Here is a 19,656-nt window from a genome sequence, read left to right as displayed (position 1 = left end):
CCTTAGCGGGTGGCCGGCTGCCGCTTGAACAGTTCGCGGAACACCGGGTAGATGTCGGCCGGCGAGCGAATCTTCTGCATGGCGAAGTGTTTGCTGTGTTCGGCCACTTTCACATACTCGTACCACAGGTTCTGCGGCTCGCCCTCGGTGATTTCGATGTAGGCAAAATACTGGCACCACGGCAGCAACTGCTCCTGCAGAATGCGGCTGCAGTTGGCCGAATCGCTGTCCCAGTTATCCCCGTCAGACGCCTGCGCGGCATAGATGTTCCACTCGCTGTTGGCGTAGCGCTTTTTCACCACTTCGGCCATCAGGTTCAGCGCCGAGGACACCACGGTGCCGCCGGACTCGCGCGAGTGGAAGAAGTCATGCTCGTTCACTTCCACCGCACTGGTGTGGTGGCGGATGAACACCACCTCGATCTTCTCGTAATTGCGCTGCAGGAACAGGAACAGCAGGATGAAGAAGCGCTTGGCCATGTCCTTCTTGCCTTCATCCATCGAGCCGGACACGTCCATCAGGCAGAACATCACCGCCTTGCTGGTGGGTTTGGGCTGCTTCACCCGGTTGTTGTAGCGCAGGTCGAACGGGTCGATGAAGGGGATGCGGTTCACCTTGTCGCGCAGCGCGTGTATCTGCTTGCGACGCGCGCGCACTTCCACGCCGTTGTCCTCGTCGGACTCCAGCAGCGTGTCCAGGTCTTCCTCCGCCTCGCGCAGTTCGCGCAGCGTCGGCGCCCCCATCGCCACCCGCCGCGCCAGCGCGCCGCGCAGGCTGCGCACGATGCTGATGTTGGCCGGGGTGCCATCGTTGGTGTAGCCGGCGCGCACCGGCTTCATTTCCTCAATCCCCATCAACTGGGTCTTGATCAGGTTGGGCAGCGCCAGGTCTTCGAAGAACACGTTCATGAATTCTTCGCGCGACAGCTGGAACACGAAGTCGTCCTCGCCCTCGCCCTCGTTGCTAGCCTTGCCGCCGCCTCCGCCGCCACCCCCCCCTTGCGGACGGTTCAGGCGGTCGCCCTCGATGAATTCCTCGTTGCCCGGATGCACGTGATCGGCAACGCCGCCACGGCCGTGATGAAAGGCGGGTTCGGAAATATCCTTTACCGGAATGGATACGCTTTCACCGTTCTCGATGTCGGTGATACTGCGCCCCTTGATGGCCTTGCCGACCGCTTCCTTGATCTGGGCTTTGAAACGCCGCAGGAAGCGCTCGCGGTTGACGGCAGACTTGTTCTTGCCGTTCAGTCTTCTGTCGATAATATGCGACATGCTTGCCTCCTAGCCTGCTGACGGCGAAACCGGCAGCGGTTGGCCGCCCGTGCGTGCGGCCAACCTGCTACCCGCGACTCAGGACGACTTGCGCACCCGCAGATACCACTCGCACAGCAGCCGTACCTGCTTCGGCGTGTAGCCCTTAATCACCATGCGATTGACGAAGTCTTCGTGCTTTTTCGCCTCGTCGGTGCTGGCCTTGGCATTGAAACTGATCACCGGCAGCAGCTCTTCCGTATTGGAGAACATCTTCTTCTCGATGACGGTGCGCAGCTTTTCATAGCTGGTCCACTGCGGGTTCTTGCCGGCATTGCTGGCCCGCGCCCGCAGTACGAAGTTGACGATCTCGTTGCGGAAGTCCTTCGGGTTGGAGATACCCGCCGGTTTCTCGATTTTCTCCAGTTCGGCGTTCAGCGAGGTACGGTCGAAACTCTCGCCGGTGTCCGGGTCACGGTATTCCTGATCCTGGATCCAGAAGTCGGCGAAGGTGACGTAGCGGTCGAAGATGTTCTGGCCGTATTCGCTATAGCTTTCCAGGTAGGCAGTCTGGATCTCCTTGCCGATGAACTCGACGTACTTGGGTGCCAGGAACTCCTTGATGAAGGTAAGGTATTTCTGCTCCTGTTCCGGCGGAAACTGCTCGCGTTCCACCTGCTGCTCCAGCACGTACAGCAGGTGCACCGGGTTGGCCGCCACCTCGGTGTGGTCGAAGTTGAACACCTTGGACAGGATCTTGTAGGCAAAGCGGGTGGAAAGCCCGTTCATGCCCTCGTCCACGCCGGCAAAGTCGCGGTACTCCTGCAGCGACTTGGCTTTCGGGTCGGTGTCCTTCAGGTTTTCGCCATCGTACACCTGCATCTTGCTGTACAGGCTGGAGTTCTCCGGGTCTTTCAGCCGCGACAGCACCGCGAACTGCGCCATCATCTTCAGCGTGCCCGGGGCGCACGGCGAGCCGGACAGCGAGGAGTTGCTCAGCAGTTTGTCGTAGATGCGGATCTCGTCCGCTACCCGCAGGCAGTACGGCACCTTGACGATATAGATACGGTCGAGGAAGGCCTCGTTGTTCTTGTTGTTGCGGAACTGCTTCCATTCGCTTTCGTTGGAGTGCGCCAGGATGATGCCGTCGAACGGAATGGCGCCGAAGCCCTCGGTACCCTTGAAGTTGCCTTCCTGGGTGGCGGTCAGCAGCGGGTGCAAGACCTTGATCGGCGCCTTGAACATCTCCACGAACTCCAGCAGGCCCTGGTTGGCCAGGCACAGGCCACCGGAGTAGCTGTAGGCGTCCGGGTCGTCCTGGGCGTAGCTTTCCAGCTTGCGGATGTCCACCTTGCCCACCAGCGAGCTGATGTCCTGGTTGTTCTCGTCGCCCGGCTCGGTCTTGGCCACCGCGATCTGCTTCAGTACCGACGGGTAGCGCTTCACTACACGGAACTGGCTGATGTCGCCGTTGAACTCGTGCAGCCGTTTCACCGCCCACGGGCTGGGAATGGCGCGCAGGTAACGGCGTGGAATGCCGTACTGCTCTTCCAGCAGGGCGCCGTCCTCATCGTAGTTGAACAGCCCCAGCGGCGATTCGTTCACCGGACTGCCCTTGATGCAGTAGAACGGCACCCGTTCCATCAGTTCTTTCAGCTTTTCGGCGATCGACGACTTGCCACCACCCACCGGCCCCAGCAGATACAGGATCTGTTTCTTCTCTTCCAACCCCTGTGCCGCATGGCGGAAGTAGGCCACCACCTGCTCGATGGCATCCTCCATGCCGAAGAACTCACGGAAGGCCGGATAGACGCGGATCATCTTGTTGCTGAAGATGCGGGACAGTCGCGAGTCGTGGCGGGTGTCGATCACCTCCGGCTCACCGACCGCCATCAGCATGCGTTCGGCGGCCGAGGCGTAGGCCATCGGCTCGCGTTTGCACAGCTCGAGGAACTCCTGGATGGTGTATTCCTCTTCGCGGGTGCGGTCGTAACGGGAAGCGTAGTGACTGAAGATGTCTGGGGTCATGGCGTCACCCTCCTGGTGGAGGCAAGCAAGACCCTGGCAGTAGCGTGATTGCCGTGCCAGATCCCCCTTGCCAAGTTGTCAGCTGTCGCGGAAAAGCTGTTCTTTGATTGGGTATAGCACAGCAAAAAAGTGCAAGTAAGAAAAAGCCGACATTCCGTCGGCTTTTTTAATGCAGGCGTGATTATTCCAAACTCATGAACGGCGCTGCAGGATGCGGGCGCCGATCTCGTACAACTTGCCGCGTTCCACCTCGTTGCAGCGGCGCACCTCCACCGTCGCCTCCAGCGGCCGCATCGGCACGCTGCCGACACCGGGCACGATCACCACCACTTCCAGCTTCTCGCCGTGCTGCGGCACGTAGGAGCAGCGTATCGCCATGCCATCCACCGACAGGTCGACGCACTCGCCATAGTGCGTCTCGCCGGTGTGCAGCGACTTGAACTTGGCACGGCAGCCCATACGCATGCGGCGGCCGATGCGGCGATCCTGGTAGTGATTCTCAAACGGTTTCACCGGCGAGCGTCCCCTGTTGCCATGCGGCCAACCAGTGCAGGCCGACAATGCTCTTGCTGTCCGCGATCTCGCCGGTGAGCGCCATCCGCTGCACGTCTTGCAGCGGCAGCAGCAGCACCTCCAGGAACTCGCCCTCGTCCAGCTGCCGCGCCTGCAGCCGCAGGCCGGTGGCCAGGTAGTAATGAATCACTTCGTCGGCATAGCCGATGCACGGCCAGGCCTTGCCAAGATAGCGCCACTGCTGCGCGGTGTAGCCGGTTTCCTCCAGCAGCTCGCGCCGCGCGGTGTCATGCGGCAGTTCCGCCGGATCCAGCTTGCCGGCGGGGATTTCCAGGAACTCGCGCCCGGCCGGGTAGCGGTACTGCCGCTCCATCACCAGTTGGCCGTCGTCGGTCAGCGCCAGCACCGCGGCGGCGCCGGGGTGGCGGATGAATTCGCGGCTGGCGGTGCTGCCGTCCGGCAACGCCACCGCGTCGCGGCTTACCTTGATGAAGCCGCCGTTGAATACCTGTTCGCTACTGAGTGTTTTTTCTGTGAGATCCACGCTGAGTCTTTCGCTGTTGCCAGTGCCGCTGTACCACCAGACGCCAGGCCAGCATGACCAGGCAGTAGCCGGTCACGGCCAGTATCAGCCCCAACACCGGTACGCCGAGCAGCAAGGGGGTGCCGTATTCTCGCAGCCAATGCAGCAGCTGTGGCCCCCAAAGTGCAATGTCATGCCAGGAACCGTCCGGCATCTGCGGCATTGTAACTGCCGCGGCATCGCCGAGTAACAGCGTGCCCAGCCGGAACGCCAGGAAGTACAAGGGCAAATAGGTAAACGGGTTGGTGTACAGCGTGCAGATCAGCGCCACCGGCAGGTTGATGCGGAAAAGCAACGCCAGCAACCCGGCGGCCAGCATCTGCGTCGGCCCCGGCATCAGCCCGGCGAACATGCCCACCGCCACCGCGCGTGCCACGTTGCGGCGCTGCACGCTCCACAGCTCCGGCCGGTCCAGATAGGGACGCACGAAGCGCAGCGGCGGCGCCTGCAGCCAGCCGTGGGCGATATCCATCTTGCCACGCACCCAGCGTTTCAGTTTTGCCATGCCTGCTCCTGTGCCGCGCGTACAGAAATGTAAGTTGCCAAAATGACCGGAATAATTTAAACAGTCGTTTGATTAGTTCTGCCGCACGAGTAGAACACCACGGCCGCCCACCCGGCCAACACGAGGAAACCGACCCGGTCACGCGCCGGGCCGCGCAACAACAACGGAGACCATGATGCCTGCTTACCAAGCACCGCTGCGCGATTTTGATTTTGTCCTCAACGAGCTGATCAAAGTTCAGGACGTCCTGCCCTCGCTGCCGGGTTACGAAGAGGCCAGCCAGGATATTTTCAGTTCCTACCTGGAAGCCGCCGCGCAGTTCTGCCAGCACGAGCTGGCGCCGCTGAACCGCCAGGCCGACGAGGAAGGCTGCCAGTTCGACCCGGCCACCAAGTCGGTGACCACCCCGGTGGGTTTCAAGGAAGCGTACAAGCAGTATTGCGAGCTGGGCTTCCCGGCGCTGGATTGCGACCCGGCCTACGGTGGTCAGGGCATGCCCAAATCGCTGGCCTTCCCGGTAATGGAAATGCAGTGTGCGGCCAACGTGGCGTGGTCGATGTACCCCGGCCTGTCGCACGGCGCCTACTCCGCCATTCACGCCCACGGCACTGATGAGCAGAAGGCCACCTACCTGCCGCGGCTGGTGGATGGCAGCTGGACCGGCACCATGTGCCTGACCGAGCCGCACTGCGGTACCGACCTGGGCCTGCTGAAGACCCGCGCCGAGCCGCAGGCGGACGGCAGCTACAGCATCACCGGCACCAAGATCTTCATCTCCGCCGGCGAGCACGACCTGTCCGACAACATCATCCACCTGGTGCTGGCACGTCTGCCGGACGCCCCCAAGGACGTGAAAGGCATCTCGCTGTTCATCGTGCCCAAGTTCCACCAGGACGACAGCCGCAACAGCGTGTACTGCGGCGCGCTGGAACACAAGATGGGCATCAAGGCCAACGCCACCGCGGTGATCAACCTCGATGGCGCCCGCGGCTGGCTGATCGGCGAGGCGAACAAGGGCCTGGCCTGCATGTTCACCATGATGAACGCCGCGCGCCTGGGCTGCGGCATGCAGGGCCTGGGCATCGGCGAGGCGTCCTACCAGGGCGCGCTGGCCTACGCCCGCGAGCGCCTGCAAATGCGCGCGCTGGCCGGCGCCAAGTTCTCGGACAAACCGGCCGACCCGATCATCGTGCACCCGGACGTGCGCCGCATGCTGTTGACGCAGAAGGCCTACACCGAGGCCGGCCGTGCGCTGTCGGCGCTGCTGGCGCTGCAGCTGGACATCGAAGACAAGCACCCGGACGCCGACGCGCGGCAGGATGCCGCCGACCTGGTGGCGCTGCTGACCCCGGTGGCCAAGGCCTTCATGACCGACAACGGCTACACCGCGGCCAATATGGGCGTGCAGGTGTTCGGCGGCCACGGCTTCATCCGCGAATGGGGCATGGAGCAGCTGGTGCGCGACTGCCGCATCTCGCAGCTCTACGAAGGCACCAACGGCATCCAAGCCATCGACCTGCTGGGGCGCAAGGTGCTGCTGGACCAGGGCGCCAAGCTGCGCAAGTTCAGCAAGCTGATCCACAAGTTCTGCCAGGCCCATGAAGGCAACGCGCAGCTGGCCGAGTTCGTCGGCCCGCTGGCCAAGCTGCTGAAGGAAGTGGGCGAGGTCACCATGGGCGTGGGCATGGCGGCGATGCAGGATCGCGACGCCGCCGGCGCCGCCGCCACCGACTACCTGCGCCTGGTCGGCCACCTGACCTATGCCTGGCTGTGGGCGCGGATGGCGGAAGTGGCCTACGCCAAGCTGGAAGCCGGCGGCGACGCCTTCTACCAGGCCAAGATCAGCACCGCCCGCTTCTACTACGCCAAGCTGCTGCCGGAAGTGGAAGCGCTGAAGGCCAGCATCAAGTCCGGCGCGCAGCCGCTGATGACGCTGCAGGACGAGCACTTCGCGTTCTGAGCAATCTTGCCGCCAACGCAAACGGCGCCCTTGCGGCGCCGTTTTTCATGCTGCGGCCAACCTTTTGCGTCACGGCTCGCCGCGAAAGCGCCGCAGCAGCGCCTGCAGCTGCTCCGCGGCGGTACCGTCCGGCTGTTCCAGCCGCAGCAACTGCAGGTGCAGCAGCAGGTTCTCCAGCACCAGCCGCGCGGTGGACAGCATGTAGATCAGCTGGCACTCCTCCGGGCTGGCTTCGGCCTGCAGCGCCTCATCGCGCTGCAGCAGATCCAGCAGCACCAGCCGCCGCAGCTGATCCTCATCCATCGGCAGATCGGCGAAATCCAGCGGATCACCCTGCTCCACCTCCTGCAACAGCTGCAGCATTGCCTCCAGCCCCAGCTTCATGATGCCTCTCCCGGTTACGGTTTGAGTGTAGCCGGCAAAAACAAACCCCGTGCCGAGGCACGGGGTTGCTGTTTATGGCAAGGTTGGCCGCAGGCGGCCGTTGCTGGCCTTAGGCAAGCCTGCCGGGCGTGTCATGAACACCGCCAGGCTGCCGATGCCATCCCCGGTCTGGAGCGGCCCGGCCTTGCCGGGTCCGGCAGCCGCTGCATAGCTCGCCTGGTTGGCAGCCGCTCAGTTGCGGCCGTGGCAGGCCTTGTACTTCTTGCCGCTGCCGCACGGGCACGGGTCGTTGCGGCCAACCTTGTCACCTTCGCGGCGCAGGGTCACCGGCGCCTGTTCCTTGGCGCGCCAGTAGCCGTATACCGCCAGCAGTGCGTCTTCGAACTCGCTCTTGAAACCGTTCAGCTCGGTTTCGCCGAACTGCAGCAGCGCCGCTTCGCCGTTTTCGCCGTCGAACATGCCGCCCAGCGCCATCACCGGCATCAACAGGTCTTCGAAACCTTCGTCGTCGGCGGCTTCGAACCAGTCGGTGGGCACCACGTCCAGCGCGTACATGAAGGCATTGCACCACGGGCGGAAGTCGGCCTCGTCGCCGCCTTCTTCTTCGTACAGCACCAGTTCCGGCAGGTCGCCGTCCGCCATGCTTTCGGCGGTGGCGTCGTAGAACTTCTGCAGCAGCGCGCGCACTTCGGCTTCATTGTCGGCGTTGTCGAACGCCGGGGCATCGCCCAGCACCTCCGGCAGCCAGGTATCGATGTCCAGGCGATCCGGCCCGCACACCAGCGCGCAGAAGAAGCCCTGCACTTCGTCCGGACGCATGGTGGTGCCGGCCTGTGACAGCGGGGTCAGCAGCAGTTCCAGGCGAGTGAGGTCGGCCTCGTCGAATTGGGTCATGATCTATCTCCATCAATAATGGCGCGCATTGTAGCCGATCGTTCCAGTTTAGTCGGCTTCCGTCATGCCGGCCGCAGGCTGCGCCGGCCGCAGGCGCATAAAAAAACCCCGCGCAAGCGGGGCAGTCAGGTACAGGCAGCCGGTTCAGGCGGTTTTATCTTCCGCCAGCCCCAGCTTCTCTTTCATCTGCTGGCGCATCATGAATTTCTGGATCTTGCCGGTGATGGTCATCGGGAAGCTGTCGACGAATTCGATGTAGCGCGGAATCTTGTAGTGCGCGATCTGCCCCTGGCAGAAGGCGCGGATTTCGTCGGCAGTGCAGCTCTCGCCGTCACGCAGCCGGATCCAGGCGCACAGCTCCTCGCCGTATTTGCTGTCCGGCACGCCCACCACCTGCACGTCCTGCACCTTGGGGTAACGGTAGAGGAATTCCTCGATCTCGCGCGGGTACACATTCTCGCCGCCGCGGATCACCATGTCCTTCACCCGGCCGACGATATTGCAGTAGCCGTCGGCGTCCAGCACCGCCAGATCGCCAGTGTGCATCCAGCCGGCGGCGTCGATCGCCTCGCGTGTCTTTTCCTCGTCGCCCCAGTAGCCCAGCATCACCGAGTAACCGCGGGTGAGCAGCTCGCCGGTCTCGCCGCGCGGCACAATGCGGCCCTGCGGATCGACAATCTTCACCTCCACATGCGGGTGGATGCGGCCAACGGTGGACACTTTTTTCTCTACTGGCGTATCGGTGTAGCTCTGGAAGCTCACCGGGCTGGTCTCGGTCATGCCGTAGGCGATGGTGACCTCGGCCATGTGCATCTGCGCCACCACCCGCTTCATCACCTCGATCGGGCACGGGCTGCCGGCCATGATGCCGGTGCGCAGACTGGACAGGTCGAACTCGGCGAAACGCGGGTGGTCCAGCACCGCGATGAACATGGTGGGCACGCCGTGCAGCGCGGTGCATTTTTCCGCCGCCACCATTTCCAGCACCGCCAGCGGCTCGAAGGCCTCCGACGGGAACACGATGGCAGTGCCGTGGGTGAGGCAGGCCAGCACGCCCAGCACCATGCCGAAGCAGTGGTACAGCGGTACCGGGATGCACAGCCGGTCGTGCTCGGTGAGGCGCATCGCCTCGCCGACGAAGAAGCCGTTGTTGAGTATGTTGTGGTGGGTCAGCGTGGCGCCCTTGGGGCTGCCGGTGGTGCCGGAGGTGAACTGGATGTTGATCGCATCGTCGAACTGCAGCGTCTGCCCTACATCCTGCAGCGCCTGGCGCTCGGCGGCGGTCGGCTCGGTCAGCAGGCCGTCGAAGTTCAGCATGCCGGGCGTGGCTTCGCTGCCGAGGCGGATCACCCAGCGCAGCTCCGGCAACTTGGCCGCCTGCAATTCGCCCGGCTGGCTGGCGGCCAACTCCGGCGCCAGATCGTTCAGCATCGCCAGGTAATCGCTGCTCTTGAAGCTGGGCGACAGCACCAGCGCGCGGCAGCCCACCTTGCTCAGCGCGTATTCCAGCTCGCTGCGGCGGTAGGCCGGGTTGATGTTCACCAGCACCAGCCCGGCCTTGGCGGTGGCGAACTGCATCAGCACCCACTCCACATTGTTCTGCGACCAGATGCCGATGCGCTCGCCCGGCTGCAGGCCCAGCCGGCGCAGGCCGCAGGCCAGCCGCGTCACCTGCTCGCCGAATTCGGCGTAGCTCCAGCGCACGCCCTGCTGGCGCACGATCAGGCCGTCGCGCGCGGCGTAGCGCTGGCAGGCGGCATCGAAGAACTGGCCGATGGTCTGGCCGATCAACGGCTGCTCGCTGCCGCCGTGAACATAGCTCGGGTGAAGTGTCATGCTGTGGTCTCTCCGCTGGCGATGCTGTTGTCTTTGTGTATCTTTGTGGTGGCAACTTACTATTACGTTAACGTAAACTCAAGCCCAAGCCGGGCGGCTGCGACAAAAAACGCTACAATCGCCGCAACACATCAGGAAGCCCCATGAGCGAAGACCGCCTTTTCACCATTTCCGACCTCGCGCGCGAATTCGACATCACGCTGCGCACCATCCGCTTCTACGAGGAGCAGGGTTTGATCGAGCCGCAGCGCGAAGGCCGCCAGCGCCTGTTCACCCACCGCGACCGCGCCCGGCTGCGGCTGATCCTGCGCGGCAAGCGCATCGGCCTGGCGCTGTCGGAGATCCGCGAGATCCTCGACCTGTACGAGCTGGCGCGCGACGAGGCCAGCCAGTCGCTAAAGCTGCTGCAGCTGTTGTCCGACCGCAAGAAACAGCTGGAAGAACAGCGCCACGATATCGACGCAGTGCTGGCCGAGATCGACACGCTGGAAAACCACTGCCGCCAGGTGATCGACACCATGACCGGCAAGGAAGCTACAACCTAGGCCAGCACATACCGTCTCTCGGGATGGTTTTGTCATCGCGTATTGACGTTAACGTAAGCGTAAGTCAACATAACAACAGCAACGGTGCAAAAAGCATCTATCAAGAAGCCATACCGCCCACGGCGGGCACAGAGGAGAGAGACATGTACAGCAGCCTGCGCTTTGACTTTGGCGAAACCTACGACATGCTGCGCGAGACCGTGCGCGATTTCGCGCAACAGGAAATCGCCCCGCGTGCCGCCGACATCGACCGCGACAACCTGTTCCCGGCCGACCTGTGGCGCAAGTTCGGCGACCTGGGCCTGCTGGGCGTTACCGTCAGCGAGGAATACGGCGGCGCCAACATGGGCTACCTGGCGCACATGATCGCCATGGAAGAAATCAGCCGCGCCAGCGCCTCGGTGGCGCTCTCCTACGGCGCGCACTCCAATCTGTGCGTGAACCAGATCCACAAAAACGGCACTGCCGAACAAAAACAGAAATACCTGCCCAAGCTGGTCTCCGGCGAACACATCGGCGCGCTGGCGATGTCCGAGCCCAATGCTGGCTCCGACGTGGTGAGCATGAAGCTGCGCGCCGACAAGGTGGCCGGCGGCTACCAGCTCAACGGCAGCAAGATGTGGATCACCAACGGCGGCGACGCCGACACCCTGGTGGTGTACGCCAAGACCGATGTGAACGCCGGCCCGAAAGGCATCACCGCCTTCATCATCGAAAAGGGCTACGCCGGCTTCAGCCACGGCAGCAAGCTGGACAAGCTGGGCATGCGCGGCTCCAACACCTACCCGATCTTCTTTGACGACTGCTTCGTGCCGGCAGAAAACGTGCTGGGCGGCGAAGGCAATGGCGTGAAAGTGCTGATGAGCGGCCTGGACTTCGAACGCGCGGTGCTGGCCGCCGGCCCGCTGGGCATCATGCAGGGCTGCATGGACGTGGTGGTGCCGTACCTGAACGACCGCAAGCAGTTCGGCCAGGCTATCGGCGACTTCCAGCTGATGCAGGGCAAGCTGGCCGACATGTACGTGAAGCTGTCCGCCAGCCGCGCCTACGTCTACGCCGTGGGCCAGGCGCTGGATCGCGGCGAACAGGGCCGCCAGACCCGCAAGGACGCCGCCGGCGCCATCCTCTACGCCGCCGAGAACGCCACCCAGATGGCGCTGGATGCCATCCAGTGCCTGGGCGGCAACGGCTATATCAATGAATACAGCACCGGCCGCCTGCTGCGCGACGCCAAGCTGTACGAGATTGGCGCCGGCACCAGCGAGATCCGCCGCTGGCTGATCGGCCGCGAACTGATGGCGGAAACCCGCTAAGCCCGCCCCGCCAAGCCCGAGCGGTGCGGCCAACCTTGCCGCACCTTGTTCCGTACCGATAGAGGCGCAAGCATGCCCATCATCGAATCCAAGCTCTCCCCCCGCGCCGCCGACTTCGCGGCCAACGCCGACAAGATGCGCGCGCTGGTGGCGGACCTGAAAGACAAGGTCGCCCGCGCCGCGCTGGGCGGCGGCGACAAGGCGCGCGCCAAGCACGTGGCGCGCGGCAAGCTGCTGCCGCGCGAGCGCATCGACCTGCTGCTGGATGCCGGCTCGCCGTTCCTGGAGCTGTCGCAGTTGGCCGCATACGGCATGTACGGCGACGACGCGCCGGGCGCCGGGGTGATTACCGGCATCGGCCGCATTGGCGGCATCGAATGCCTGATCGTGGCCAACGACGCCACCGTCAAGGGCGGCACCTACTACCCGATGACGGTGAAAAAGCACCTGCGCGCGCAGGAAATCGCCCGCGAAAACCGTATTCCTTGCATCTATCTTGTTGACTCTGGCGGCGCCTTCCTGCCGCTGCAGGACGAAGTGTTCCCCGACCGCGAACACTTCGGCCGCATCTTCTACAACCAGGCCAAGCTGTCTGCCGCCGGCATTCCGCAGATCGCGGTGGTGATGGGCAGCTGCACCGCCGGCGGCGCCTACGTGCCGGCGATGAGTGACGAGACGGTGATCGTCAAGGAACAGGGCACCATCTTCCTCGGCGGCCCGCCGCTGGTGAAAGCCGCCACCGGCGAAGTGGTGTCGGCGGAGGAGCTGGGCGGCGGCGACGTGCACACCCGCGTGTCCGGCGTGGCCGACCACCTGGCGCAGAGCGATGCCCACGCACTGGCCATCGCCCGCCGCATCGTGGCCGACCTCAACTGGAAGAAACAGGGAGAGCTGGACCGCGCCGCGCCGAAACCGCCGCGCTATGCCGCCGAGGAAATCTACGGCGTGATTCCGGCCGACCCGAAAAAGCCGTTCGACGTACGCGAGATCATCGCCCGCCTGGTGGACGACTCCGACTTCGACGAATTCAAGCAGAACTACGGCACCACGCTGGTAACGGGCTTTGCCCGCCTCAATGGCTACCGCGTCGGCATCATCGCCAACAACGGCATCCTGTTTTCCGAGTCTGCGCTCAAGGGCGCGCACTTCGTCGAGCTGTGCTGCCAGCGCGGCATCCCGCTGATTTTCCTGCAGAACATCACCGGTTTCATGGTCGGCAAGAAATACGAGAACGGCGGCATCGCCAAGGACGGCGCCAAGCTGGTTACCGCGGTGGCCTGCGCCAGCGTGCCCAAGTTCACCGTGCTGATCGGCGGCAGCTTCGGCGCCGGCAACTACGGCATGTGCGGCCGCGCCTACAGCCCGCGCTTCCTGTGGATGTGGCCGAACAGCCGCATCTCGGTGATGGGCGGCGAACAGGCCGCCGGCGTGCTGGCGCAGGTGAAAAAGGAACAACTGGGCGACGCCTTCACGCCGGAGCAGGGAGAAGCGTTGAAGGCGCCGGTGCGCGAGCAGTACGAGCACCAGGGCCACCCCTACTACGCCAGCGCCCGGCTGTGGGACGACGGCGTGATCGACCCGGCGCAGACCCGCGCGGTGCTGAGCCTGGCGCTGGAGGCCAGCCTGTCGGCCGAGGTGGAAAAAACGCGCTTCGGCGTGTTCCGCATGTAATTTTTGCCACGGCAGCCAGCGCCGGCCCGAAGCGGCCGCATTACGCGCTACCGCCGTGGCAGTGTGAGGCAAACAAGGAAAGGGTTTTCAAATGACTTACCCCACTTTGGAAATCGAACGCGCCGGCCAGGTGGCCACCGTGTGGATGAACCGCCCGGAGCTGCACAATGCGATGAATGAACACCTGATCGGTGACCTCACCGCGGTGTTCCGCGAGCTGAACCACGACGACAGCGTGCGCGTGATCGTGCTGGCCGGGCGCGGCAAGAGCTTTTCCGCTGGCGCCGACCTGGACTGGATGCGCCGCGCCGCCGGCTACAGCGAGGCACAGAACCTGGAAGATGCTGGCAAGCTGGCGGCCATGCTCAAGGGCATCTACCGCAGCAAGAAACCGGTGATCGCCCGCATCCACGGCGCGGCGATGGCCGGCGGCACCGGCCTCACCGCGGTATGCGACATCGCCATCGCCACCGAGGCCGCCAAGTTCGCACTCACCGAAGTGCGCCTGGGGCTGATTCCGGCCACCATCGGCCCCTACGTGGCGGATGCCATCGGCTGGCGCCAGGCGCGCCGCTACTTCCTCACCGCCGAACGCATCGATGCCGCCAACGCACAGCGCATCGGCCTGGTGCACGAGGTGGTGGCCGAAGACGCGCTGGATGCCCGCGTGGCCGAGGTGGCCGCCGAGTTGTGCCGTGGCGGTCCGCACGCGCTGTCCGCCGCCAAGGAGCTGCTGGGCGCGTTGCGCGACAGCTCGCCGTTCGCCGACGAACTGCTGTCCGATACGGCGCACCGCATCGCCGCCATCCGCATCACCGAGGAAGCGCGCGAAGGCCTGGGCGCCTTCTTCGACAAGCGCCCACCGCGCTGGGTCAAGGACTGAGCCCTGCCCTTGCGGCCAACGTTGGCCGCAAAGAGCGCCCCCACTAACCCGAGCTGGTGGACTCCGCCGGATGGTCCTCCCTGCAGCGAACAGACAAGAAAAGGGAAAGCTCCCATATGTTCACCAAGATTCTGATTGCCAACCGTGGCGACCAGCAGCCGCAAGGCTGCGCAGCTGCGCAGCAAAATTGCCTGGCGGCACGCATGTGCCGCGGCGAATTCGCCACGGGAGAACAACATGTTCACTAAGATCCTCATCGCCAACCGTGGCGAAATCGCCTGCCGCGTAATCAAGACCGCCCGCGCCATGGGCGTAAGCACCGTGGCGGTGTATTCCGATGCCGACGCCAATGCCCGCTTCGTCAAGCTGGCGGATGAAGCCTACCGGCTGGGGCCGGCCCCGGCGGCGGAGTCCTACCTCAAGGCCGATCTGATTCTGGATATCGCCCGCCAATCCGGCGCGCAGGCGGTGCATCCGGGCTACGGCTTCCTGTCGGAGAACGAAGACTTCGCCGCCGCCTGCCAGGCCGCCGGCATCGCCTTCATCGGCCCGCCGGCCAGCGCCATCGCCGCCATGGGCAGCAAGTCCGCCGCCAAGGCGCTGATGGAGACGGCCAACGTGCCGCTGGTGCCGGGCTACCACGGCGACAATCAGGATGAACTGTTCCTGAAAGCCGAAGCCGACAAGATGGGCTACCCGGTGCTGATCAAGGCCAGCGCCGGCGGTGGCGGCAAGGGCATGCGCATCGTGGAACGCGGCGACGATTTCCTGGCTGCACTGGCCAGCTGCCAGCGCGAGGCGCGCGCCAGCTTCGGCGACGACAAGGTGCTGGTGGAGAAATACCTGACCCGCCCGCGCCATGTGGAAATCCAGGTGTTCGCCGACAGCCTGGGCGGCTGCGTCTACCTGTTCGAGCGCGACTGCTCGGTACAGCGCCGCCACCAGAAGGTGCTGGAAGAGGCCCCGGCGCCGCACCTGCCGCTGGAAACCCGCCAGGCGATGGGCGAAGCGGCGGTGGCCGCCGCCCGCGCCGTCGGCTATGTCGGCGCCGGCACCGTGGAATTCATCATGGATGTGGACAGCGGCAAGTTCTACTTCATGGAAATGAACACCCGGCTGCAGGTGGAGCACCCGGTAACCGAGATGATCACCGGCCAGGATCTGGTGGCCTGGCAGCTGAAAGTGGCCTGCGGCCAACCTTTGCCGCTGCAACAGCATGAGCTGGCCATCCACGGCCACAGCATCGAGGCGCGCATCTACGCCGAAGACCCGGACAAGGGCTTCCTGCCGGCCACCGGCACCCTGCTGCACCTGGTGCCACCAGTGGAAAACGCCCATGTGCGGGTGGATACCGGCGTGCTGCAGGGCGACACCATCAGCCCGTTCTACGACCCGATGATCGCCAAGCTGATCGTGTGGGGCGAAACGCGCGAGGCGGCGCTGCAACAGCTGGACGCCGCGCTGGCCGCCTACCAGGTGGTGGGCGTTACCACCAATATCCGCTTCCTGCGCCGCATTGCCGCCAACCCGGCGTTTGCCAGCGGCGACGTGGATACCGGTCTGATCGCCCGCTACCAGGACAGCCTGCTGCCCGCCCCGGCCGCCCCGAGCGACGAACAGCTGGCGCTGCTGGCGCTGGGCGAGGTGCTGGCCACCGCCGGCCACGACAACCACGCTTTTGGCGCGCTGCAGGGCTGGCGCCTGAACGGCGCGCAGGAACGTCGCGTCGCGTTTAGCCACGGCGAGCAGCGCTACGAAGTGCTGCTGCGCCACGACGGTGACGGCTTTGTGCTCGGTAGCGGCGACGATGCCTGCCATGCCCGCGCCCGCCTGCTCGGCTCGCGTCTGGCGGCCAACCTTGGCGGCAAGCAGCTGCACGCCACCCTGGTGCGCCACGGCCTGCAACGGGTGCTGTTTGCCGGCGACGAACGCCTGGCGGTGGACTATGTTGATCCATACGCCTTTGCCGACGCCGGCGTACACGGCGAAACCCACCTCAAGGCGCCGATGCCGGGCCGCGTGGTGGCCTTGCTGGCCGAATGCGGCCAGGCCATCGCCAAGGGCGAGCCGCTGCTGATCCTGGAGGCGATGAAGATGGAACACACCATCGCAGCGCCGGCCGACGGCAAGGTGCTGGCCTTCTACTTTGCCGCCGGCGAGCAGGTGAGCGACGGCGACGAGCTGGTGGATTTCGAAGCGGATTGAGCGCCGCGAGAGGATAGTCACATGACTCACGTCAAGATCGTCGAAGTCGGCCCGCGCGACGGGCTGCAGAACGAAAAGCACAGCGTCAGCCTGGCCACCAAGCTGGAGCTGATCCGCCGCCTGGCCGCCAGCGGCCTGACCTGCATCGAGGCCGGCGCCTTCGTGTCGCCGAAGTGGGTGCCGCAGATGGCCGACAGCCTGGCGGTGCTGCAGGCGCTGGACATGAATGCCGGCATCGACTACCCGGTGCTGGTGCCCAACGACAAGGGCCTGGATGCGGCGCTGGAAGCCGGCGTGCGCGAGATCGCGGTGTTCGGCGCCGCCAGCGAGGCGTTCAGCCAGAAGAACATCAACGCCAGCATCGCCGAGAGCCTGCAGCGCTTCGAATCGGTAATGAAGCGCGCGCTGGCCGCAGGCATCAAGGTGCGCGGCTACGTGTCCTGCGTGGTGGGCTGCCCGTACGAAGGCGACATCGCTCCGTACAAGGTGGCCGAGGTGGCGCGCGCGCTGTACGGCATGGGCTGCTACGAGATCTCGCTGGGCGACACCATCGGCGTGGGTACACCCAACAAGGTGACGGCGATGCTGGATGCGGTGAGCGAAGTGGTGCCGGTGGCCAAGCTGGCCGGCCACTTCCACGACACCTACGGCATGGCCATCGCCAACATCCATACCGCGCTGCAGGCCGGGCTGCGCACCTTCGACAGCTCGGTGTCCGGCCTGGGCGGCTGCCCGTATGCCAAGGGCGCCTCCGGCAACGTGGCCACCGAGGACGTGGTGTACCTGCTGCACGGCCTGGGCTACCACACCGGGGTGGACCTGGACAAACTGGCCGCTACCTCGTGGTACATCGCCGAGGCACTGGTGCGCGAGCCGGGCTCGCGCTATGCCAAGGCACGCGGCTACAGCCCGGCATGAACGCGCATTCAGCGAGGATGATCCGGCGGCGCGCCCCGCAGCGCGGCCAGCACCTCATCGTCGCTGACCTGCTCAAAATGACGATAGAACTGGCCGACGGCGGCAAACGCATACGGCACCTGCAGGCACAGCACCTCGTCGGCGCTGGCCTGCACCCGCTGCAGGGTGTCGGGCGGCGCCACCGGCACCGCGCACAGCAGCCGCGCCGGCTGCTGCCGGCGCAACGCCTGCAAGGCGGCCAACATGGTGGCACCGGTAGCCAGGCCGTCGTCCACCACGATCACCAGCCGCTCGCGCACCGCCAGCGCCGGGCGCACCGGCGTGTAGCTGGCGCGGCGGCGGCGCATCACCGCCAGCTGGCGCGCGGTTTCCTGGCGGATGTAGTCGGCGCCGATGCCGGCGGCGAATTCGTCCAGCAGCACTGCGCCGCTCTCGTCCACCGCGCCGATGGCCAGCTCCGGCGACCACGGCGCCGCCAGCTTGCGCACCAGCACCACGTCCAGCTCGCCATCCAGACTATCGGCGATCAGCCGCGCCATCGGCACCCCGCCGCGCGGAATACCCAGCACCAGCGGCCGCTGGCCACGGTATGGCGCCAGCGCCGCCGCCAGCTGGCTGGCGGCATCTTCCCGGTCGGCAAACATGCGGCACCTCCCGCTTCACGCTACCCGATGCTTCGTTATACCCGCTGCCGCCCGGCTTTATCAGCCACGGTAGCCCAGCAGGGTGGAAACGTTGGCCGCACAGTCGCGCAGCCGCTGCGCCAGCGCGCCGTGCCAGTCCGGGTCGAACTCGGCCGCCGGCCCCAGGGTGGTGATCACCAGTGCCAGCTGGCCGCCGTTGTCGAACACCGGCGCCGACAGCGCGTTGATGCCGGCCAGCGGGTAGCCCACCGCGCGCGCCATGCCGTGCGTGCGCACCTCGGCCAGCATGGCGGCCACGTCCGGGCGCTCGGCGGCCGGCTTGTGCGCCAGCTCTTGCTGCTGCAGCTCGGCGGTGAGATGCGCCGGCAGGTAGGCGGCGAACACGCGGCCGGTGGCGGAATCCAGCAGCGACATCACGCTGCCGGCGCGCATATTGATGTGCACGATGCGATTGCATTCCTGGATGCGCACCACGGTGGGGCCGTGGTTGCCCCACACCGCCAGCGCCACGTTCTGCTGGATCGCCAGCGACAGCATGGCAGCCTGCTCGCTGGCCACCTTGATGGCGTCCAGCTCGTGCAGCGCGGTCAGCCCCATCTGCAAGGCGAAGCTGCCCAGCTGGTACAGGCCGGTGACGCTGTCCTGCTCGATCAGCCCCAGCTTGCCGAAGCTCACCAGGTAGGGATGCGCCTTGGCCGGCGGCATGCCGGCCTCGCGCGCCAGGTCTTTCAGCATCATCGGGGTGCCGAAGCGCACCAGGGCTTGCAGCAGCGCGCCGCCCACTTCGATGGACTGGATGCCGCGGCGGGTGTCTTTTTCGAGTTCCATGATCTGCAGTCGGATGGCGGATTCGCGGGCAAGTGTAGCAGCCCTGTGACGGCTGCGTTATTCGTTAATAGCAAATCGATTGATCATTATCTAATCTTGACGTATGGTTCCACCCGCAGACCGCTCTGCACGCACCGGGAGACAACACCATGCTGATCAGCAAAATTCACCACGTGGCCTATCGCTGCAAAGACGCGAAGGAAACCGTGGAGTGGTACGTAAAACACCTGGACATGAAATTCGTGCTGGCCATCGCCGAGAACGAAGTGCCGTCCACCAAGGCGCCGGACCCGTATATGCACGTGTTCCTGGATGCCGGCCAGGGCAATATCCTGGCCTTCTTCGAGCTGCCCACCCGCCCCGAGATGGGCCGCGACCCGAACACCCCGGCCTGGGTGCAGCACCTGGCGCTGGAGGTAGACAGCATGGACACGCTGCTGGCCACCAAGGCGCGGCTGCAGGCGGCCGGCATCGACGTGATCGGCCCCACCGACCACACCATTTTCCAGTCGATCTATTTCTTCGACCCCAACGGTCACCGTCTGGAGCTGGCCTGCAACACCGCCAGCCCGAAAATGCTGCAAATGCTCGATGATGTGAAATGGGACATGCTCAACGAGTGGGCAGTGACCAAGCAGGCGCCGCAGCACGCGCGCTGGATGCACGACGGCAGCTACAAGGAGCAAAACTGAG

General features: G+C 65.0%; 18 protein-coding genes. 8 read left to right on the top strand and 10 right to left on the bottom strand.

From position 1 onward, the window contains the following. Nucleotides 1-2: 2 nt before the first annotated feature. The 5 genes from ACFOLG_RS11605 to ACFOLG_RS11585 all read right to left on the bottom strand — a co-directional run bounded on the left by ACFOLG_RS11605 (nt 3) and on the right by ACFOLG_RS11585 (nt 4,882). Nucleotides 3-1,274 carry a YeaH/YhbH family protein gene (locus ACFOLG_RS11605; RefSeq protein WP_386091895.1) on the bottom strand — a complete coding sequence of 424 codons (1,272 nt, stop codon included), beginning with the start codon at nt 1,272-1,274 and terminating at the stop codon, nt 3-5. A gap of 78 nt (nt 1,275-1,352) precedes the next feature. Next, a complete protein-coding gene (locus ACFOLG_RS11600) occupies nt 1,353-3,281 on the bottom strand; it encodes a PrkA family serine protein kinase (protein WP_386091893.1) in 1,929 nt (642 codons plus the stop codon). A 192-nt stretch (nt 3,282-3,473) separates the two neighbouring features. After that, complete coding sequence (locus ACFOLG_RS11595; protein WP_386091891.1) at nt 3,474-3,794, bottom strand: PilZ domain-containing protein; 321 nt, start codon at nt 3,792-3,794, stop codon at nt 3,474-3,476. Next, nucleotides 3,781-4,338, bottom strand: a complete 558-nt coding sequence (locus tag ACFOLG_RS11590) for an NUDIX domain-containing protein (protein ID WP_386091888.1) — start codon at nt 4,336-4,338, stop codon at nt 3,781-3,783. Before ACFOLG_RS11590 ends, ACFOLG_RS11595 begins: the two co-directional genes overlap by 14 nt. Further along, nucleotides 4,310-4,882 carry a DUF2062 domain-containing protein gene (locus ACFOLG_RS11585; RefSeq protein WP_386091886.1) on the bottom strand — a complete coding sequence of 191 codons (573 nt, stop codon included), beginning with the start codon at nt 4,880-4,882 and terminating at the stop codon, nt 4,310-4,312. The genes ACFOLG_RS11590 and ACFOLG_RS11585 overlap by 29 nt, the downstream gene beginning before the upstream one ends. Before the next feature lie 175 nt (nt 4,883-5,057). On the opposite strand from ACFOLG_RS11585, the gene ACFOLG_RS11580 reads away from it, so the two are divergent. Beyond that, nucleotides 5,058-6,842: an acyl-CoA dehydrogenase C-terminal domain-containing protein gene (locus ACFOLG_RS11580; RefSeq protein ID WP_386091885.1), complete on the top strand. Its 1,785-nt coding sequence runs from the start codon at nt 5,058-5,060 to the stop codon at nt 6,840-6,842. A 69-nt stretch (nt 6,843-6,911) separates the two neighbouring features. Here the strand turns inward: ACFOLG_RS11580 and ACFOLG_RS11575 are convergent, their stop codons facing one another. The 3 genes from ACFOLG_RS11575 to ACFOLG_RS11565 all read right to left on the bottom strand — a co-directional run bounded on the left by ACFOLG_RS11575 (nt 6,912) and on the right by ACFOLG_RS11565 (nt 9,956). Continuing rightward, a complete protein-coding gene (locus ACFOLG_RS11575; protein ID WP_386091883.1) occupies nt 6,912-7,226 on the bottom strand; it encodes a hypothetical protein in 315 nt (104 codons plus the stop codon). A gap of 231 nt (nt 7,227-7,457) precedes the next feature. Further along, on the bottom strand, nt 7,458-8,120 hold the full coding sequence (locus ACFOLG_RS11570; protein WP_386091882.1) for a UPF0149 family protein: 663 nt from the start codon (nt 8,118-8,120) through the stop codon (nt 7,458-7,460). Nucleotides 8,121-8,264: 144 nt separating this feature from the next. After that, a complete protein-coding gene (locus tag ACFOLG_RS11565; protein ID WP_386091880.1) occupies nt 8,265-9,956 on the bottom strand; it encodes an AMP-binding protein in 1,692 nt (563 codons plus the stop codon). Nucleotides 9,957-10,099: 143 nt separating this feature from the next. Between ACFOLG_RS11565 and ACFOLG_RS11560 the strand changes: the two genes are divergently transcribed. The 6 genes from ACFOLG_RS11560 to ACFOLG_RS11530 all read left to right on the top strand — a co-directional run bounded on the left by ACFOLG_RS11560 (nt 10,100) and on the right by ACFOLG_RS11530 (nt 17,491). Continuing rightward, a complete protein-coding gene (locus tag ACFOLG_RS11560) occupies nt 10,100-10,501 on the top strand; it encodes a MerR family transcriptional regulator (RefSeq protein ID WP_386091878.1) in 402 nt (133 codons plus the stop codon). 143 nt (nt 10,502-10,644) lie between these two features. Then, a complete protein-coding gene (locus tag ACFOLG_RS11555; RefSeq protein ID WP_386091876.1) occupies nt 10,645-11,814 on the top strand; it encodes an isovaleryl-CoA dehydrogenase in 1,170 nt (389 codons plus the stop codon). A 72-nt stretch (nt 11,815-11,886) separates the two neighbouring features. Next, on the top strand, nt 11,887-13,485 hold the full coding sequence (locus tag ACFOLG_RS11550) for a carboxyl transferase domain-containing protein (protein ID WP_386091875.1): 1,599 nt from the start codon (nt 11,887-11,889) through the stop codon (nt 13,483-13,485). Nucleotides 13,486-13,576: 91 nt separating this feature from the next. After that, nucleotides 13,577-14,368 (top strand): enoyl-CoA hydratase/isomerase family protein, encoded by a 792-nt coding sequence (locus ACFOLG_RS11545; protein WP_386091874.1) that lies wholly within the window; start codon nt 13,577-13,579, stop codon nt 14,366-14,368. Between the two features lie 237 nt (nt 14,369-14,605). Beyond that, nucleotides 14,606-16,573: an acetyl/propionyl/methylcrotonyl-CoA carboxylase subunit alpha gene (locus ACFOLG_RS11540; RefSeq protein WP_449369289.1), complete on the top strand. Its 1,968-nt coding sequence runs from the start codon at nt 14,606-14,608 to the stop codon at nt 16,571-16,573. A gap of 21 nt (nt 16,574-16,594) precedes the next feature. Beyond that, nucleotides 16,595-17,491 (top strand): hydroxymethylglutaryl-CoA lyase, encoded by an 897-nt coding sequence (locus ACFOLG_RS11530; protein WP_386091873.1) that lies wholly within the window; start codon nt 16,595-16,597, stop codon nt 17,489-17,491. A gap of 8 nt (nt 17,492-17,499) precedes the next feature. Here the strand turns inward: ACFOLG_RS11530 and ACFOLG_RS11525 are convergent, their stop codons facing one another. Next, complete coding sequence (locus ACFOLG_RS11525) at nt 17,500-18,135, bottom strand: phosphoribosyltransferase (protein ID WP_386091871.1); 636 nt, start codon at nt 18,133-18,135, stop codon at nt 17,500-17,502. Nucleotides 18,136-18,195: 60 nt separating this feature from the next. Continuing rightward, complete coding sequence (locus ACFOLG_RS11520; RefSeq protein ID WP_386091870.1) at nt 18,196-18,963, bottom strand: IclR family transcriptional regulator; 768 nt, start codon at nt 18,961-18,963, stop codon at nt 18,196-18,198. Nucleotides 18,964-19,112: 149 nt separating this feature from the next. Between ACFOLG_RS11520 and ACFOLG_RS11515 the strand changes: the two genes are divergently transcribed. Then, on the top strand, nt 19,113-19,655 hold the full coding sequence (locus ACFOLG_RS11515) for a VOC family protein (protein ID WP_386091868.1): 543 nt from the start codon (nt 19,113-19,115) through the stop codon (nt 19,653-19,655). The last annotated feature ends 1 nt before the right edge of the window (nt 19,656 follow it).

It is taken from the genome of Vogesella facilis, assembly GCF_042648525.1.
Classification (GTDB): Bacteria; Pseudomonadota; Gammaproteobacteria; order Burkholderiales; family Chromobacteriaceae; genus Vogesella; species Vogesella facilis.
The sequence above is the reverse complement of the archived record's forward strand: the minus strand, read 5'-3'. Positions and strand labels throughout refer to the sequence as shown.

Excerpts from the sequence above, each read along its gene's own strand:
- ACFOLG_RS11580 (WP_386091885.1), top strand. The coding sequence starts at position 5,058 with ATGCCTGCTTACCAAGCACCGCTGCGCGATTTTGATTTTGTCCTCAAC.
- ACFOLG_RS11565 (WP_386091880.1), bottom strand. The coding sequence starts at position 9,956 with ATGACACTTCACCCGAGCTATGTTCACGGCGGCAGCGAGCAGCCGTTG.
- ACFOLG_RS11560 (WP_386091878.1), top strand. The coding sequence starts at position 10,100 with ATGAGCGAAGACCGCCTTTTCACCATTTCCGACCTCGCGCGCGAATTC.
- ACFOLG_RS11605 (WP_386091895.1), bottom strand. The coding sequence starts at position 1,274 with ATGTCGCATATTATCGACAGAAGACTGAACGGCAAGAACAAGTCTGCC.
- ACFOLG_RS11600 (WP_386091893.1), bottom strand. The coding sequence starts at position 3,281 with ATGACCCCAGACATCTTCAGTCACTACGCTTCCCGTTACGACCGCACC.
- ACFOLG_RS11530 (WP_386091873.1), top strand. The coding sequence starts at position 16,595 with ATGACTCACGTCAAGATCGTCGAAGTCGGCCCGCGCGACGGGCTGCAG.
- ACFOLG_RS11525 (WP_386091871.1), bottom strand. The coding sequence starts at position 18,135 with ATGTTTGCCGACCGGGAAGATGCCGCCAGCCAGCTGGCGGCGGCGCTG.
- ACFOLG_RS11540 (WP_449369289.1), top strand. The coding sequence starts at position 14,606 with ATGTTCACTAAGATCCTCATCGCCAACCGTGGCGAAATCGCCTGCCGC.
- ACFOLG_RS11555 (WP_386091876.1), top strand. The coding sequence starts at position 10,645 with ATGTACAGCAGCCTGCGCTTTGACTTTGGCGAAACCTACGACATGCTG.
- ACFOLG_RS11570 (WP_386091882.1), bottom strand. The coding sequence starts at position 8,120 with ATGACCCAATTCGACGAGGCCGACCTCACTCGCCTGGAACTGCTGCTG.
- ACFOLG_RS11550 (WP_386091875.1), top strand. The coding sequence starts at position 11,887 with ATGCCCATCATCGAATCCAAGCTCTCCCCCCGCGCCGCCGACTTCGCG.
- ACFOLG_RS11545 (WP_386091874.1), top strand. The coding sequence starts at position 13,577 with ATGACTTACCCCACTTTGGAAATCGAACGCGCCGGCCAGGTGGCCACC.
- ACFOLG_RS11520 (WP_386091870.1), bottom strand. The coding sequence starts at position 18,963 with ATGGAACTCGAAAAAGACACCCGCCGCGGCATCCAGTCCATCGAAGTG.
- ACFOLG_RS11575 (WP_386091883.1), bottom strand. The coding sequence starts at position 7,226 with ATGAAGCTGGGGCTGGAGGCAATGCTGCAGCTGTTGCAGGAGGTGGAG.
- ACFOLG_RS11515 (WP_386091868.1), top strand. The coding sequence starts at position 19,113 with ATGCTGATCAGCAAAATTCACCACGTGGCCTATCGCTGCAAAGACGCG.
- ACFOLG_RS11585 (WP_386091886.1), bottom strand. The coding sequence starts at position 4,882 with ATGGCAAAACTGAAACGCTGGGTGCGTGGCAAGATGGATATCGCCCAC.